We start from the raw sequence: 15,962 nt of genomic DNA on the forward strand, positions 1-15,962 counted from the left end.
AGACACCCCAATCACCCAAGTTCCACCACCTCATTCAGCTCCGGCGCGTGCCAACCCCGGTGGCCATCCTCCAGGATCTTCTCCCCAAAAGCTTCCATCCGGTCCAGGGTGCCGTGGACGAGGAAGATCTTTTTACACCGCTTCTTCTGGTTCCCCAGAAAGTCCAGCATCTCCCGCTGGTCGCCGTGGGCGGAGAAGGAATCCATGATCACGACGCTCGCGCGCAACTGGTGGTAATCACCGAACAACTTGAGGCCATCGGCACCCTCGCGGAGCTTGCCACCCGGAGTGCTTGGCGCACAATAGCCCACGATGAAGATGGTATTCTTCGGGCTGCCCATCGTGTTGCGGAGGTGGTGCTTACTGCGGCCCGCATTCATCATGCCAGAAGCGGATATGATGATAGCCGGCCCCTTCAGGTTGTTGAGGGCCTTGGATTCGCGGACGTCCTTAATGTAATTTAATTCATTAAAACCGAAGGGGTTATCGTCCGTCAGCAGGTATTCGTGGAGGTCGGAATCGTAACATTCGGGGTGGGCACCGAAGACGGTCGTAGCGTTCACGGCCAGTGGGCTATCCACGAATACGGGCACCTTGGGCAGTTTGCCGGCGGTCTCCAATTGGTCGAGCATGTACACGATCTCCTGGGTACGGCCGACGCTGAAGGCGGGGATGAGCAGTTTGCCCTTTTGCTCCACGCAGGTCTTCTTGATGATGCTCAGGAAGCGTTCGATCTCGTTTGGCGGCAGTTCGTGCAGGCGGTCGCCGTAGGTGGATTCACACAGGAGGTAATCACATTCGGGCATCGGCTGCGGGTCGCGCAGGATGGGCCGGTTGGGCCGGCCGATATCACCGCTAAATCCGATGGTTTCTTTGCTGCCGTCCTTTTTCGTCACCCGAATGGTCACGCTCGCGCTCCCCAAAATATGGCCGGCATCGCGGTAGAGCATCTCTACGCCCGGCGTCAGGGTCTGCCAACGTTCGTAGGGTAGGCCGACGAATTTATCGAGGGCGGGCTTCACATCGGGCCGGGTGTACAGCGGTTCGCGGCGTTTTTTGCTCCCCTTTTTCTGTTGGCGTTTATTGTAGTATTCGGCGTCCTTTTCCTGGATGAAGGCTGAATCCGTCAGCAACAGCGTACACAGGGCGCGGGTAGCGTGGGTGGCGTAAATGGGACCGGAATAACCGTCCTTTACCAACTTCGGGATGCGCCCGGTGTGGTCGATGTGGGCGTGGCTGAGGATGACGCAGTCGACGTTGGCCGGCTGGAAGGCCCAGTTTTCGTTGAAGCCTTTCATCGAGTCGTTATACCCTTGGTACAGGCCACAATCCAGTAATATCGTATACCCACTATCGAGGGTGATCAGGTGGGCCGAGCCGGTGACTTCCCGGGCGGCGCCGCAGAATTTGATTTGCATGGGGCTTAAGATAGCCCACCGCCGCGAAACATCAACGCAGGCGCACTTTGAAGTACACGCGCACGGCTTCTTCGCCCCGCACGACTTCCCAATTGCCGTTATCCATTAAAAATGACCGCACGTATTCCGCGGTGGCTGGCGGCGTCTTTTTATTAAAATTAAAATCGGTGAGGCTACCGTTCGGATTAACCAGGAAATTCACTTTCACTTTACCGGCGGGTACGTCCTCGGGGCGATTTAAATTGATATCATCCTTTAACACCCGGTACCCATTTTCCGGCCGTGCGTAACCTGATTTTTCTTGTAATAAACGTCCACCGGTAATGGCGTCCAAATCAATGGCGGAAATGGCTCCGGTTTCGAAGTCCGCCGCCGAAAGTTTTTCCACCGTTTCGAGGGTGATCTGGAGCGGGCCTCCGTCGCGAAGTTGCAGGTCGATCGCCTCCGTTTCGAAGCCGGGCGCGGTCACCGTAAATCCGGAAAGCGTCGCGTCGAGGTCCAACCGGAAGAACCCGCTGGAATCCGTTGTATAACCGATCGGGTTGCCCGGCACGTCGATTTGGGCGGCGGCTACGGGTTCGCCGTTAGCGTCCGTCACCACGCCGCTGAGGTAGCGGGCGGCGGCGCCGGTTGCCGTGCGGTCGGCCGTGGTTTCCTTGCGGCTGCTCTGCCTCCGGCGCTCGCCGAGGAGGACTTCGCGGCGGGCCGTTTCCTGGCTGGCGGCGGGCGCGGGCGGTAGTTGGGGGGCGGGCGCGACCTCCTCAATGGTGAGCAATTCAGCCTCGGCGGCTACTTCCTCCACGATCATTTCTTCCGCAAGATCTTCGTCGGCCGTTACGTCTTCAGCTACTGGTTCAGGTTCCGCGACCAAGGGTGGTACGTTCGTTTTCGCGCGTCTTGCAGCGGGCGCTGCCGCAGGTGCGGGGGAAGTAGGACGGGGTGACGGCGGGGCAATGGGTTCCATCAACGATTCGGTACCAGCATCATCAGCCAAACCGTCTCCTTCCGTGGAGGTAGCGGGAGCGGCTGGAGGGGCGGGCGCCGCGGTGGGGACTACGACCTTTTCCGCTTGGGCAACTTCACCGACGGATTGGTCCAAGGCATTGGGCAAGAGGAAAAGGGCACCAAAGACAATCAGCAGTCCCGCCGCCGCAGCCCACCAGTAACGGGGCAAGCGCCGGGGGGCGACCTTCATGATGGGGCGGGGGACGGCTTTACCCTCCGCCCGCCGTGCCTTGGCGAGCATCGCGCGGACGCTGCCGGCGTGGTCGTGCTCCGGGTCGGTTTGAAGGCCATCCATCGCGGCGCGTAAATCGGGGTCGGCCGCCGCCCGGCGTTCCAGCTCGCTTTCCTGGCGGGCGTCGATGTCACCCCGCAGGTAGCGGGCCAACAGGTCGTTATCGGTGATGGGCAGTGGCACTATTCGTTGGGCTGTTGTTTTTCGAGGCAGAGTTTGAGGTTACGCCGTCCATTCTGGAGGTGAGAGCGGACGCGCCCAACGCTTAATTCCAGCTGGGCGGCAATGCTTTGGTAGGTCTCCCCCTCGCGGAGGTAGAACAGGTTGATGCAACGGCGTTGTTCTTCCTTTAGTTGTTTGATGCAATGGTGGAGGGGGCGGGTATCCACCGCTTCCTCGTTTGGTTCTTCCCCTAGATGCAGCAGGGTGTCGGATTGCACAAGCCCGGCATTGGTTTGTTGGAGGGGGTCCCGTTTTTCTTTGCGTAACTGCATCAAACAGTGGTTCCGCACGAGGGTGTGGAGCCACGATTTGAAGTTGCTCACCTCGTGCCGCGGCAGCTTTTCCAGGAGTACGGACCAGATCTCGGCGCCCGCATCTTCGGCCCGCGTTGGGGTCGCCAGGTACTTCAGGCAGAGGGCGTAGATGAAGTTGGCGTACCGTTCGTACAGGGGCAGCAAATCCTCCGCCGCTTCCGTTTCGCGGAAGCGAGCCACGAGGTCCGCGTCCGTCGTGGACGCTAACCGGTCTTGGGTGCTGAGGCGGGTGGGCATTACGGGGTGGAAGATACGGTAGGGAAGTGGGGTGGCTTACTATCAACTAATGACGGGGAGGTTTTGGACATTTGATTTTAGAAGATAGATTTTAGACGGTCCTTGGTCTAACATCTAAAATCTAACCTCTAAAGTCCCTACAGCCATCGCACCTACGGCGGCAATGGTTTAACGTTCCCGTAGATGTTCAGGCCGCGCTGTTTTTTACCTTTGCGGGGAAGTTTTGGAGCGGATCAAACGCTATGAAATATTACTTGGCCTGATTTTCGGCCATCAATTTTGGCTGTTGCTACCACCCTATTTACCCCTACAACTAATGTATGCGTTTCATTCACCTTAAGCTAGTAATCAGTTTATTACTATTTGCCACTTCGCTGACGGGGCAGCGCACCTTCCTGACCATTTCGCCAGACCTCTACGCCGGTGCAACGGAGACGTACGTGGCCTATAGCGATTTCGATGGCAACATTATCAACGCCGTTATTTTGGAGGCGGATGCCCTGAGTGGCGAGGCGGAACTCGATCTCTATACTTACCTCCCGGAAGAGGTGGTGGTTACCATCATCAACCGGATGCCGGATGAATCGGGCTTGCCCAGTTATCGGGGGTGGGTCCTGCCCTATCCAGATAGTACTTACGTGGGTATTCCGCAGGCAATTGGATTAGACCGAACGGCGGTCATTTTGAATACCGCTGAATCGAAGTTAGGCGTGGCGGAGGTGCCCATGGGGAAGAAGTACTTTCTCCCTCCGGGCACCAAGCAATTCTTCCGGAAAGTGACCGTCCTCGGCGGCAGGGAAAACGCTGAAATTGTGCGCTTCAACAATAGCGTGGACCACGGCTACCGGGTACTGCTCACCACCGATGATCCAAACACCTACGCCGAGGTGTACCTGGAACCCACGACTACCCTAAACGAAGTCGAAACCCACGCCGCCCGGTATCCTGACCTGCCCTGGACGGAAGGCATCTTTCAGGTAAGCCTACCGAGCAGCGTAGAGTATGCCTCCGTATTCCACGAAAACGAGGAGGGCCAACGGTATTTACTGTATAGCAGCGACCGCCAGAACCCACAACACAACTTCGGCGTAGTGCGCTCCTACCGTGCGCCGGCCGGCCGGATTCGCATCGACTACGGCGCTCTGAATTTTCAGGGATACAACCGAGTTGACTTTACAGAATACTTTCCCGCTGACGCTGATTTCGTAGACGTAGAGCCCGAGAAAATCCCCGATCTCAACTACCAGCGCGTTGGGCGTAAAGAAGTCCTGGAATGCGTGGATACCACCGTCACTTACGCGTACGAACATACGTACTTCCAATCGTTGATCTTCCCCGAAGATTCGCCCGAAACCATCATTCGGCAGACCCCTAGGACTGGGGTAATTCGTTCGGTCAATGGGGTCTGGTACGACAATCGCATTGGCCAACTCGAGATGCGGGTTATAGGGAGCTCGCGCGCCAACGGCCAACTCTACCAACTCCCCTCCCTGGTGGATATCCTTTTTGACATGAACGCCCCGATCACGGGCCTGGAAGATCGGGAACTCTCCACGCTGAAGGTGCGGATGGAGACTGGTGATGTTCACCGGCCGGTGGTGACGATATTTAGGCGGTATTAACGAAAACGTGGGGCTACGTAGCCTGCGGCCTACTTCACCCCACGCTACGATAGGCGCCCCTCCGGGACTGGGGGTGATGGCTACAAATGCGCGTTTTGGACGTTAGATTTTAGACGGTGTTCGGTCTAGAATCTAAAATCCAACGTCTAAAGTCCCTACATCCATTGCACCTGCGCCAGCGCCCAAATCCAACTATTCAGTCAGCACCCTAAACAACGCATCCCCCAACGCCGCATTCACCGATCCCCGCGCATCCCGCTGCAACGTAAACACCGAAATTGAAACATTCTGCTCCGGGTAGTGGATAACGTCCGTGCCCCACCAGCCGCCGTGGTAGTAGGCGGGGGAACCGTTGCGCTCCAGGATTTGAATGCCCAAGCCGTAATTGGAACGGCCCGGGAGGCTGTGGGTGGTCATCTCCTCCAGTAGATCCTCGTCGAGGATGACGCGGCCGTTGAAGAGGTGGTTGAAGAACAGGGCTGCATCCTTCGCCGGTGAAGCGATGCCGCCACCACCGTACATATCCCAGTGAGGATTCAGGTCGTAGGAATCCCAACCGCGCTCGCCGGAGTATTGGTGGGCCATGTACGCGGTACCGGGTGGGCGGGCCTCCACGTCCTTGAACCAGGTGTGGTTAATACCGAGCGATTGGTAGCGGAGGAGGTACTTCATCGACCGGTAAAAACGGCCGGGGTTGACCTGCTCGAGGATCTCCGTTAGCAGCACGTAGTTAACGTCGGCGTAGGTATACTGGGTGCCGGGGGCGCCTAGGGGCGTGCCGACGTCCATCGCCCGCTGCAGTTGGTCCGTGCGCGTCCAGCGGAAGCGGGGGTTCTTGGAGACGAAGTTGAAGTAGTTCTCGTCCACGTAATCATGGATGCCCGAGGTGTGGGATAGCAAGTGGCGGACGGTGATCGCGCTCAAGTCGTACCCATCACCGCGCAGTAAGCGGGCACTTTCCTCGGTGAGGATTTTTTCAATTGGTTGGTCCAGTTTAAGCTCCTTTTCTTCCACCAAACGGAGGATGGCCGCAGCTACGTACGGTTTGGTATTACTCGCCAGCAGCACGGGTTGCTCCGGTTTAAGGGGGACCCGCGGCGCAATGCTCGCCAGGCCAGCGGCGGCGGACCAGGAAAGATTGGTATCCGGCGCTTCTACGTGGACGCTGATGCCGACCGCTGATTTGTTGGCCGCGTAAATTTTATCCAGCTCGGCTTGTAATCGGCTTTCAACGGATTGGCCGGTGGCGAAAGCCGATACAACAAGGATAAATGTCAGGGAAAGAAGATGACGCAGCATGAGACGGATTGAATGGGGGCTAAAGATAGCAACGGCTGCGGCTGCCTCCTGATTAACCCTGCGTTCACACACGCTAACATTCATTCACGAAATGTCACGTAAGTGTCAGCTAGCTTTGGTCCATCATCAACAAAGACCCTATTATGAAGACCTTCTTGTACACCTTGCTACCCCTGTTTTTATTCATTTTGCCCCTCGCTGCGCAGGAGGAGGCTCCCGCCAAACCGGATCCAGTTTTAGGCACCTATAGCTACGAAAACCTATTGACGAGCCCCGATGCTGCTTGGATCAGCACCGGGGTCGAGAGCTACTCGCCGCGCCCCGCCCTGCTTGCCGAGATCACGCCGGCACTGGCTGAGGTGGACGAAGTAATCATCTACTACGGCAGTTGGTGTGGAGACTCTAAACGAGAAGTGCCGCGCCTGATCAAAACGCTGACTGCTGCCGGGTATGACGTGAATAAGTTGCGTTTCGTCGGCGTTACTAAGGCGCCCGATAACTACAAAAAGAGCCCCGATGGGGCGGCCGACGGGAAGTACATCTACCGGGTACCCACCTTCACCTTCCACCGTAATGGGCGAGAAGTCGGCAGGATCGTTGAGCAACCTAAAGTGAGCTTGGAGTATGATCTTCACCAACTGCTTACGACGGACAATTACGAACCCGCCTACCCGGTCTTCACCAAACTCATCGAATTGGAAGAAGCAGGCTTACTCAGCGACCCCAATGTCTCGGGTAACAACTTACGGATGCTATTTGGCCCTTACGTATACGGGCCCGGTACGCTCAACGGAGCCGGGTACGTCCTAATGGGGGAAGGCCGCTACGATGAGGCCCTGAAAGTGATGTTTGCTAACATTCGCTTATTTCCGGATTACGCAAATGGATACGACAGCATCGCCGAAGTGCTGGCCAAGCAGGAACGGTATAAGGATGCCGCCGCCTATCAGAAAAGAGCCCTGAGGATTCAGCCGGAGGATGAGGGGTATCAGAAAAGGTACTACGACTACCTGGCCGCTGCGGATCAATAGGCCTCATTAAGGTCAGTTCCCCGGTGTTACCGGGCGGTGGCTTTTCGGCGGATACCACACCCGTTCACTGCCTCCCCATCTTTCACGGCATCTACGGCAGCGCCCGCAAATTCTTACCTTCGTAGTACCCCTCAACCGGTATTCATGGTCAGGACCAAGCTATGCCTAACAATCCTCTTGCTGCTGACCGCTTGGTCGGTGCACGGCCAATCCACCATCTCCGGATCCGTAGTCGACGCCAGCGACGCCACCCCCCTTATCGGCGTCACCGTACGGCAGGTGGGTAGTCCGGGAGGAACGCTGACGGACCTCAACGGCAACTTCACCCTAAGCTTGGATACCCTCACCGGCCAACTCTCCTTTAGCTACGTGGGGATGATCACCCAGGCCGTGGACATCAACGGGCGCAACCGTATCGACGTGCGAATGCGGGCGGCCAGCACGGAACTGGACGGCGTCGTCGTCACCGGCTACCGCGGCGCGCTGGCAACCCGGGACCTCGTCGGCAGCTACGTCGAGGTGGGGACCGAAGAATTGGCGGCCGACCGACCCATCGAAAGCATCGACCAACTGCTCGAAGGCCGCGTCGCCGGCGTGCGGGTACAAACCGTTACGGGAGAGCCGGGCCTGCCCATCAAGGTCGAGATCCGGGGGCAGAGCTCCCTGGCCGCCGCCGGCAACGGAATCAGCGCTTCCACCCAACCACTTTACGTGCTGGACGGCGTCCCCCTTTACGACGTGCTGGAAACCAATGACGGGAGTTTCTTCTCCGCTCTGAACAGTGAACTCCTCAACCCGCTGTCCTTCATTAACCCGGACGACGTGGCGTCCATCACCGTACTCAAAGATGCTTCAGCGACGGCGCTCTACGGGGCGGATGCTTCCAACGGAGTGATTCTCATCACCACCAAAAGTGGGCAAACCGGTCAGTCCAGTATCAACTTTTCGGTAAACTACGGGACGGGCCGCTCCATCAACGAAATCCAGTACCTCAACACCGAACAGTACCTCGAACTGGCTCGAGAAACCTTGCTCAACGATGGGGACAACCCCGCGGACGCCGGCCGCTCCGACGTCGATACCGACTGGCGCCGAATCGTCCAGCAAAACCCCACGAATACGGACGTCGACCTCTCCCTCGCCGGCGGAAAGGGCGGCGTGAACTACCGTCTCTCGGCCGGGTACAGCAAGATTGAATCCGTCCACAAACGCAACGGGCTGGAGCAGGGGAACCTTAACCTCAACCTCCAGTTCCCCATCAGCGCCAAAGTGGATTTGCGGACCCGCATTAGTGGTGCCTACCAGCGTAAGGAAAGCCTCAGGAGTTTTAATGCGGCTACCTTCCGGCCGAACCTGCCGGTGTTCAACGCTGACGGGTCCTTCAATAATGGCGCTGATGGATTTTTGAACCAACGGCCCAACCCCGCCGCCCTGCTCGAGCAAAACGAAAATTACCAGGACGGTATCAACCTCAACACCAGCCTGACGCTGAATTACCAGGCCCTGCCCAGTCTTCGTTTCCGGGTACTCGGTGGGCTGGACCAACAGAGCCGGGACCAGTTTCAGTACCGCTCAGCCCTCAATGGGTCCGGGGCCAACGTAGGGGGGAGGTTGATCCTTTCCGGCAACAACAATTTGCAGTGGGTGACCAACGCTCAGAGCGCCTGGAGCCCCACGCTGGCGGGTGGCCACCACTTATCGGCCCTACTGGGTGGGGAGGCACAGAGCCAGAATCAGTTTCGGACCGTCATCACCGGTTCCGATTTTCCTTTCGACGATATCCGCCGCATCGATGCACTTCCGAAGGAGGACGTGGACGCCGGGGAAAGCCGCTTCCTCCGCAATAAGCTCTCCGCCTACGGGGAACTGGCCTACGATTACAATTACCGGTACTACCTCAAACTGAATGCCCGGCGGGACGCCAGTTCCATCTTCGGCGGCGACCAGCAGGCGGAGATCTTCTGGTCCGCCGGTTTCTCCTGGAACATCAGCGAGGAGAAGTTCCTCACCGGCCGCTTGCCCTTCGGCATCGAAACGGCGAAACTGAACCTGACGATGGGGCTGACGGGCAACAGCCGGCTCGGGGTTTACACCACCAACGGCGTCTATGCTCTCCAGTTTGGCGACGATGACTACGGTGGGGTAATCCCCGCCACCGTATCTGAACCCGTCAATGACCGCCTCGGCTGGGAGCGGAAGCGGCAGCGAAACGCCGGCCTCAACCTGGCCTGGTTCAACAATCAACTCAAACTGGTGACGGAGTACTACACTAACCTCACAATTGACGGTCTGTACGCCTTCGAGACGCCACGGGAATCCGGCTTCACGTCCATCCTGGGTAACGACGCGCGGATTCGCAACCGGGGTATGGAATTATCCGTCAGCTACGATCCGATCACCCGGGGTAAGTTTCAGTATTCCACCAGCTTCAATGGCGCCCGTAACTGGAACCGGCTGGAGGACATCAACCTGGAGCAGATACCCGATGGGGTAGGGTCCGCCGCCGTCTTCGTCATTGGTCGCGACCTGAACCTGATTTACGGGATTCCCTTCGCCGGCGTGAACCCCGAAACCGGCGTGGCGGAATACCGCCTGCCGGACGGGACCATCACTTCGGAGCGGGAAGCCATCATCGACGACCGGAACGAAGTGCCGATTGGGCGTTCCGCCCCCAAACTGTTTGGTGGCTGGCACAACCACTTTTCCTACGGGGCCGTCAACCTCACCCTGCAGCTGAATTACAGCTACGGCGGGGATGAACTGATTGACCGGCTGACGATCACGGACGGGCAGCAGATCAACTTCAACAACCAGTCCGTCAACCAACTCGACCGCTGGCAGCAGCCGGGTGACGTGACGGACGTCCCCCGCCTCAGTATCGACAACGCGCCGGTCTCCCGTTCCAGTCGACTGGTATTCCGGTCCAATTACCTGCAGTTCAGTACGCTCAGTTTGGGGGTGGACCTCAAGCGCGCGGGCTGGCTGCCCAAGGGTTTTGCCAGTGGCCGGGTCTTTGCCCTCGTCAACAATCTCGGCTACCTCTACGACGAGGAGCGCCGGGAAGGGCGCAATGGGATCCGCGAATACCGTTTCACCTTTCCCCAGCAACGGTCGCTGACCGTGGGGCTAAAACTGGGCTTATGAGTTGGCCACGGCGTTTATGGATCGGGACAACGGAAAGCCATTCTTTCCGAACGCCATTCAGGCTCCTCGGTATGCTGGCCCTCCTACTGTGCCTGGCTGCTTGCGACGATTTCCTGGACGTGGATAGCCCCAACGATATCTCCCGGGCCGAGCTTTTTGAAACGGTTCGCGGCGCCAACGCGGCCGTGGCCGGACTCTACCTGGGTTTGGGGGACGGCGCTTACTATCAGTTTCGCTTTCCTATCTACGCAGATCTGCCGGGTAACCTCAAACTACCCAGCCAGAGTGGGGGTAGCCTCGGCTCCTCCACCGGCACCCAGCGGGGATTGCAAGCCCTACGGATGCGCACCATCACGCCGGCGTTGGACCAGACTAATCTGAGTGGCTTTTACCAGAACGCTTACGAAGTCATCTTTCAGGCCAGCGACATTCTGGACGGCCTAGCCAACGTAACGGACGGCGCCCCCGGTGAGGTAGCCAGTCTGGCGGCCGAGGCACGGGCTATCCGGGCGCTGGTCCATTTTGATCTGGTGCGTCTCTTCGCTCAAGCGCCCGGTTTTACGGAAAACGCGAGCCACGAGGGCATTGTCATTATTGATGACCTACCCGGTATTTTCGATCTGCCGGCCCGCCGTTCCGTTGCCGAGTCCTACGCCGCCATCCTGGCTGATCTCGATATTGCGCGGGCGGATCTTGACGCCACCTTCAGCCGCCGTTCCAACGAGCCCATTTGGTTGACGCCGGCCGTGGTCGATGGGCTCATCGCCAGAGTCAGCGCTTACGTGGGTGATTGGGAAACGGTAGCGGCTGCCGCCGGCCGGGCGATCACCGCTTCCGGGCTTGCGCTCACGCCCGCCGAGCAGTACGTGGACGGTTGGGCGGAGGGAGGCCTTTCGGAGATCCTGTGGGAATTAGATCTGCAGCGACTGGTGGAGGATGGGGAGGACGTCAATTTCCAGAGCCCGGCTTTAATCGTTGGTGCGGGTAACCCACTGCCTTTAATGGAGATCAGTGAGGATCTCCTCAACGAATTTGCGCCGGAGGATTTGCGCCGGGAGCTGTTCATCCCTAACGAAGACGGGGTGATGCTATCCGGTAAGTGGCCCTTCGCGGTCAATGAGATCCGGAACCCACCACTGCTCAGGTTGAGTGAGTTGTACCTACTTCGGGCCGAGGCCAACGTGGAGTTGAGTAACCTGGCGGCGGCTACGGAGGATTATCTCGCGGTGCACGGCCGGTCCGTCGCTAATCCCACCGTCCCGACCGATCTCGCTGCACTGCGCTTGGCCATTCGGCAGGAGCGGCGGCGGGAGTTGGCGCTGGAAGGCCACCACTTTTTTGATCTTGGGCGCTGGGGCGAGTCACTCGTGCGGGAAGACTGCCTTCCAGAAATAGAGGGCGACTGTATCCTTAGCTATCCGGATTTCCGTTTCGTGCTGCCCCTTCCCTTCGATGCTACCCGGCGTAATCCTAATCTGAGCCAGAACCCGGGGTACTAAAAGGGCTGCGCGCGTATCGGGAACCGTTAAAGCTAGAATTATTCTAAGTAAGCATCGCACAACACCGCATTTACGTGGTTATCTTTGGTGACCCACCCGATCCCAATCGCTAGCCAATTACTCAGCACCCGCGGCAGCGACACATTATTAGTCCCGCACTCAATCGGGGCGCCCACTTGAACTTGAAACCCGCCGGATGAAATTCCGATTCCTCACCTTATTTACGTCCCTACTACTGATCGCCGCGTGCTCGCCGGAGGAGGTAGACGTCAATCCCGCGCCCAGCTTGCTCGGTTTTGGCGACCAGGCGGGGACGGTGGCGGTGACCGGCGACACGGCCCGGGCCAAGATTTTGTGGACGCGCGCTACGGACCGGGAAGTGGAACTGGCCTTTGAATTGCGGGGTGATGGGGTTTCCGGAAACGACCTGGAGGTACTCACACCCAGCCCGCTACGCATCCCCGCTGGGGCGACCGAAGCCGATATTGAGCTTCGCGTAGCGCCGGGCAGCGATCCGGAGAGGCTGGAGCGATCCGGCGTGATCCAGTTACTGGAAGGCAACTGGTACCGCCTGAGTGAGCGCGATACGTTTACCTTCAACTACTCCGTTCCGCACACCGCCGAACTGAGTTTGTGGGCCCCCGAAATTCCGTTCCCAAAACTCTGGGGCTACACCAGTTTTGGTCCGGACCCGGTGCCGGATGGCTCCTCGCTGAGTGCCGGCCGCCACTTCGCTTTTGGCCACGCGAGCACTACCCAGGCCAACGTCCTCGGCATGTTCAACACCCAGGTCGGCAAGAGCACCAACGCTCTCAACCTCCACCGCATTTATGCGGATTATGATGTTTCTTCGGCTTCCGCCAATATCCGGATTCCCAATCTATTCCGCCTGGTTCCCACATTTTTGGGCGCTGACGCAGGTGCCGTGGAGGTGATCGAACAACGGGTTACCGTGGTGCGTAAAGCCAGCTCCGGACTCCCCCCGTTCACGATTGGCATCTCCGGTGAAGGAACGTATGACGAGACTACCGGAGCCATCTCCGTAGCCATTTTGTTCGACGAATCCGAACTGGGCGTTACCGAACCAGTCTTGCGCCGGTACGTCTACGAATCCCAGGAACGCTAACTATTAACCTTTTTATCCTCAACCTAAATACATTCCTTATATGCGCCTATTTACCTTTTTAACCCTGTTGTTCTGTGCGGCCACCGGCTTGCAAGCGCAGGAAGTCACCCTGCTCCAGGACATCTTCCCGGGCGGGACGAACAGCTCCCCCAACAACTTCTTCCAGTACGGAGATAAGACCCTTTTCCGCGCCGGTACCGAAAACGAGGGCACCGAGCTATGGATCACCGACGGTACCGCTGCGGGTACGATGCTGGTGAAAGATATCAATGACGACCCAAGCTTCCGCCGGGGAAATTCCAACCCGAATAACTTTACGGAGTACCAGGGTAAAGTGTACTTCACCGCCGGTGCCCCGGGTACGGGCAGCGAACTGTGGGTTACCGACGGCACGTCCGATGGAACCCAATTGGTCAAAGACATCCAGCCCGATGAAGGCAGTGGTAACCCCTTCGATTTTATCGTCTTTAATGACCTGATCTACTTCACGGCCAACAACGGAAACGACGCCAATAGCTCCGAGCTGTGGGTCTCCGACGGCACCGAAGCGGGCACCAATTTGGTGGTGGACATCAACCCCGGTGGCCCGGGCAACCCCATCAATAAATTTGAATACCTGGGCTTCATCTTCTTCGCCGGTAACGACGGGGTGAACGGTCGGGAACTCTGGTTCACCGACGGCACCGCCGAGGGAACGGAGATCTTCTTCGACATCAATCCTGGCCCGGGCAATTCAAACCCTTCCGACTTCCTGGACTTCGGAGGCCGCCTGATGTTTGCCGCCGATAATGGAACGATCGGACGGGAGTTGTACAACTTCAACGCCGTAGCCAATACCATCGGCCCCATCTTCGATCTACTGGAAGGGGAGGACAGCTCCCGGCCCGATAATCTGTTTGCCGTGGGCAACCGGGTCTTCTATACCGGGCAACGTGCTGCCGGTGTCGATGGGCTTCACTTCGTGGATTTCACGGCGGGTTCCATCTTCTTTAACGTTGCCAACCAGAACGGACCTTCCAACGTGGACCAGGTAACGGAAATCGTACCCGGCCGCGCCTACGTTATGGTCGCCGATACGGGTGCCGTAGAGGACCAGTCTTCCTTCCTTTTAGTAGACAACCTGACGGGTGGCCTACAAATTGAGGCAGATGAAGATCTCTTTGGAGACCTCGGTGGATTAGATCCACAAGACCTGGTCTTCACTGGTTCCTCACTTTACTTCAGCTACGAATCAGATGCTACCGGCCGTGAATTGGCCGGCGTGGACCTATTTGCGGAAGGAGCTACCCCAGTTCGCTTCAATGAAGTGGCCGCCGGCGCTTCCAGTGGTGAGATCGATGATATTCACCTTTTGGGCACGCAACTGATTTTTGAGGCCAACGACCAAAGCACCGGCCGCGAACTTTACACGGCGGATATCAACGCCGCTTACGTCAATCTGGAAACGGAAGGCGGTGAAACCATTGCGAACGGTGATACGCTGGACTTCGGCGACATCAACTTCGGGGAGATTGATAGCCTCTTAGCCATCCTGAACAACACGGGTAATGCGGACGCATTGTTCCTCAACTTTACCGGGCTATTCGATACGGAGATCATCCTCCCCCAACTCGTCAATGCGGACCGGGGGGAAGCCACCTTTTTACCGCCCGCTCCTGACAATGCTTACCTCCGCTTTTTGGTGTTACCGCAGCAGGAGGGAGCCTTCGTCGATACGGCGCTGGTGAGTTTCGTTACGGCATCGGGCCCGAACTCCATTCAGTTTTTCGTGACGGGTAACGTCATTGCCCCCAGCGTTGAGGCTTTTGCGGACGACGTGCGCATTCTGCGGGGGGATACCATGTCCTTCGCGGATACGCCAGTGGGGCAGGGTTCCGTCCGGGCACTTACTTTCAACAACTCCGGTGCGGGTGACTTCGTCATCTTTGAAGCGGAGCTGACGGAAGGTGATTTCTTCTCCATCCCGACGGACGTTACTGCCCGCGTGGCTACCGATGATTCGTTTACCCTGCCGATTACCTTCTCCGCCACTACGGACGTTGAGGTGCGGGATAGTCTGCTCGTATCGACTAATATCGGCCAGTTTGCGGTTGTGCTTACGGGTAGCTCCAATGCAGCTCCCGACATTACCGTGGTGGCACTGGATCGTAATCTGGCGACCGGCGATGGCCTGGAATTCCTGGACGTACCGGCCCGTACGGACTCTACCGTTATCGTTACGGTATCCAACCCGGGTACGGCGACGCTGGTGATTGATTCAATCCGTTTTGCTGACGGACAGTTCTTCAGCACTACGGCGGATATGCTGACCCTGGCGGTAAATGAGGTGGCCTCCTTCCCCCTGACGTTCAGCCCAACTGAGGTGGCTACGGTGACCGACTTGATGACCTTGTACTCGAATGCGGGTGACTTTGAGATCAATCTCTCGGGCATGAGCATCGTCAACTCAGTCGTGGACCGGGGCTTACCGGTGAAGCGCGTCTTCCCTAACCCGACTACCGGCGTGATCCGGGTGGAACTGGAGTCACCAGTTCTGACCGGTCAGTTCCGGGTGACGAATGCCGTGGGGCAGGTCCTGCAACAGGGCAACTGGCCAGAGGGACAGCTTTTCCACGATTTGGACCTTTCCAATCTGTCCGCTGGTCCTTACCAGGTGGAAGTCATTTCCGGAGCCGCCAAGATGACGGCGCGGGTGATGAAACGGTAGGCTATTGCTTTATTCAGCCATCGCTGAATAGGGCGCACCAATTGTTTAAGGGTGGAGGTTCTTGTCTCCCATCTTTACACACCAATCCTCACGGGCGGGGCGGTCG

General features: G+C 58.0%; 10 protein-coding genes. 6 read left to right on the top strand and 4 right to left on the bottom strand.

The annotated features are described in order from the left end of the window. Positions 1 to 11: 11 nt before the first annotated feature. From A3850_RS07475 to A3850_RS07485, 3 genes are read right to left on the bottom strand one after another with little or no spacing between them, the layout of a single operon-like run. Positions 12 to 1,418: an MBL fold metallo-hydrolase gene (locus A3850_RS07475; RefSeq protein ID WP_068215241.1), complete on the bottom strand. Its 1,407-nt coding sequence runs from the start codon at positions 1,416 to 1,418 to the stop codon at positions 12 to 14. Between the two features lie 31 nt (positions 1,419 to 1,449). Then, positions 1,450 to 2,838: a carboxypeptidase-like regulatory domain-containing protein gene (locus A3850_RS07480; RefSeq protein ID WP_068215242.1), complete on the bottom strand. Its 1,389-nt coding sequence runs from the start codon at positions 2,836 to 2,838 to the stop codon at positions 1,450 to 1,452. Continuing rightward, positions 2,838 to 3,428, bottom strand: coding sequence for an RNA polymerase sigma factor (locus tag A3850_RS07485; RefSeq protein WP_068215243.1), 591 nt, complete (start codon positions 3,426 to 3,428; stop codon positions 2,838 to 2,840). The genes A3850_RS07480 and A3850_RS07485 overlap by 1 nt, the downstream gene beginning before the upstream one ends. Before the next feature lie 320 nt (positions 3,429 to 3,748). On the opposite strand from A3850_RS07485, the gene A3850_RS07490 reads away from it, so the two are divergent. Further along, the gene (locus A3850_RS07490) at positions 3,749 to 5,050 is read left to right on the top strand and encodes a hypothetical protein (protein WP_068215244.1); all 1,302 of its coding nucleotides are present in this window, start codon (positions 3,749 to 3,751) and stop codon (positions 5,048 to 5,050) included. A 192-nt stretch (positions 5,051 to 5,242) separates the two neighbouring features. On the opposite strand, the gene A3850_RS07495 is transcribed toward A3850_RS07490, so the two are convergent. Then, positions 5,243 to 6,349, bottom strand: a complete 1,107-nt coding sequence (locus tag A3850_RS07495) for a serine hydrolase (RefSeq protein ID WP_068215245.1) — start codon at positions 6,347 to 6,349, stop codon at positions 5,243 to 5,245. Between the two features lie 143 nt (positions 6,350 to 6,492). Between A3850_RS07495 and A3850_RS07500 the strand changes: the two genes are divergently transcribed. The 5 genes from A3850_RS07500 (at position 6,493) to A3850_RS07520 (ending at position 15,856) form a co-directional block, all read left to right on the top strand. Then, positions 6,493 to 7,380, top strand: a complete 888-nt coding sequence (locus A3850_RS07500; protein ID WP_068215246.1) for a thioredoxin — start codon at positions 6,493 to 6,495, stop codon at positions 7,378 to 7,380. A gap of 177 nt (positions 7,381 to 7,557) precedes the next feature. After that, the gene (locus A3850_RS07505) at positions 7,558 to 10,524 is read left to right on the top strand and encodes a SusC/RagA family TonB-linked outer membrane protein (protein ID WP_197494007.1); all 2,967 of its coding nucleotides are present in this window, start codon (positions 7,558 to 7,560) and stop codon (positions 10,522 to 10,524) included. A 71-nt stretch (positions 10,525 to 10,595) separates the two neighbouring features. Continuing rightward, complete coding sequence (locus A3850_RS07510) at positions 10,596 to 12,023, top strand: RagB/SusD family nutrient uptake outer membrane protein (protein ID WP_068215248.1); 1,428 nt, start codon at positions 10,596 to 10,598, stop codon at positions 12,021 to 12,023. 196 nt (positions 12,024 to 12,219) lie between these two features. Next, a complete protein-coding gene (locus A3850_RS07515; RefSeq protein WP_068215249.1) occupies positions 12,220 to 13,149 on the top strand; it encodes a hypothetical protein in 930 nt (309 codons plus the stop codon). A 40-nt stretch (positions 13,150 to 13,189) separates the two neighbouring features. After that, complete coding sequence (locus tag A3850_RS07520) at positions 13,190 to 15,856, top strand: T9SS type A sorting domain-containing protein (protein ID WP_068215250.1); 2,667 nt, start codon at positions 13,190 to 13,192, stop codon at positions 15,854 to 15,856. Positions 15,857 to 15,962: the final 106 nt, after the last annotated feature.

It is taken from the genome of Lewinella sp. 4G2, assembly GCF_001625015.1.
Classification (GTDB): Bacteria; Bacteroidota; Bacteroidia; order Chitinophagales; family Saprospiraceae; genus Neolewinella.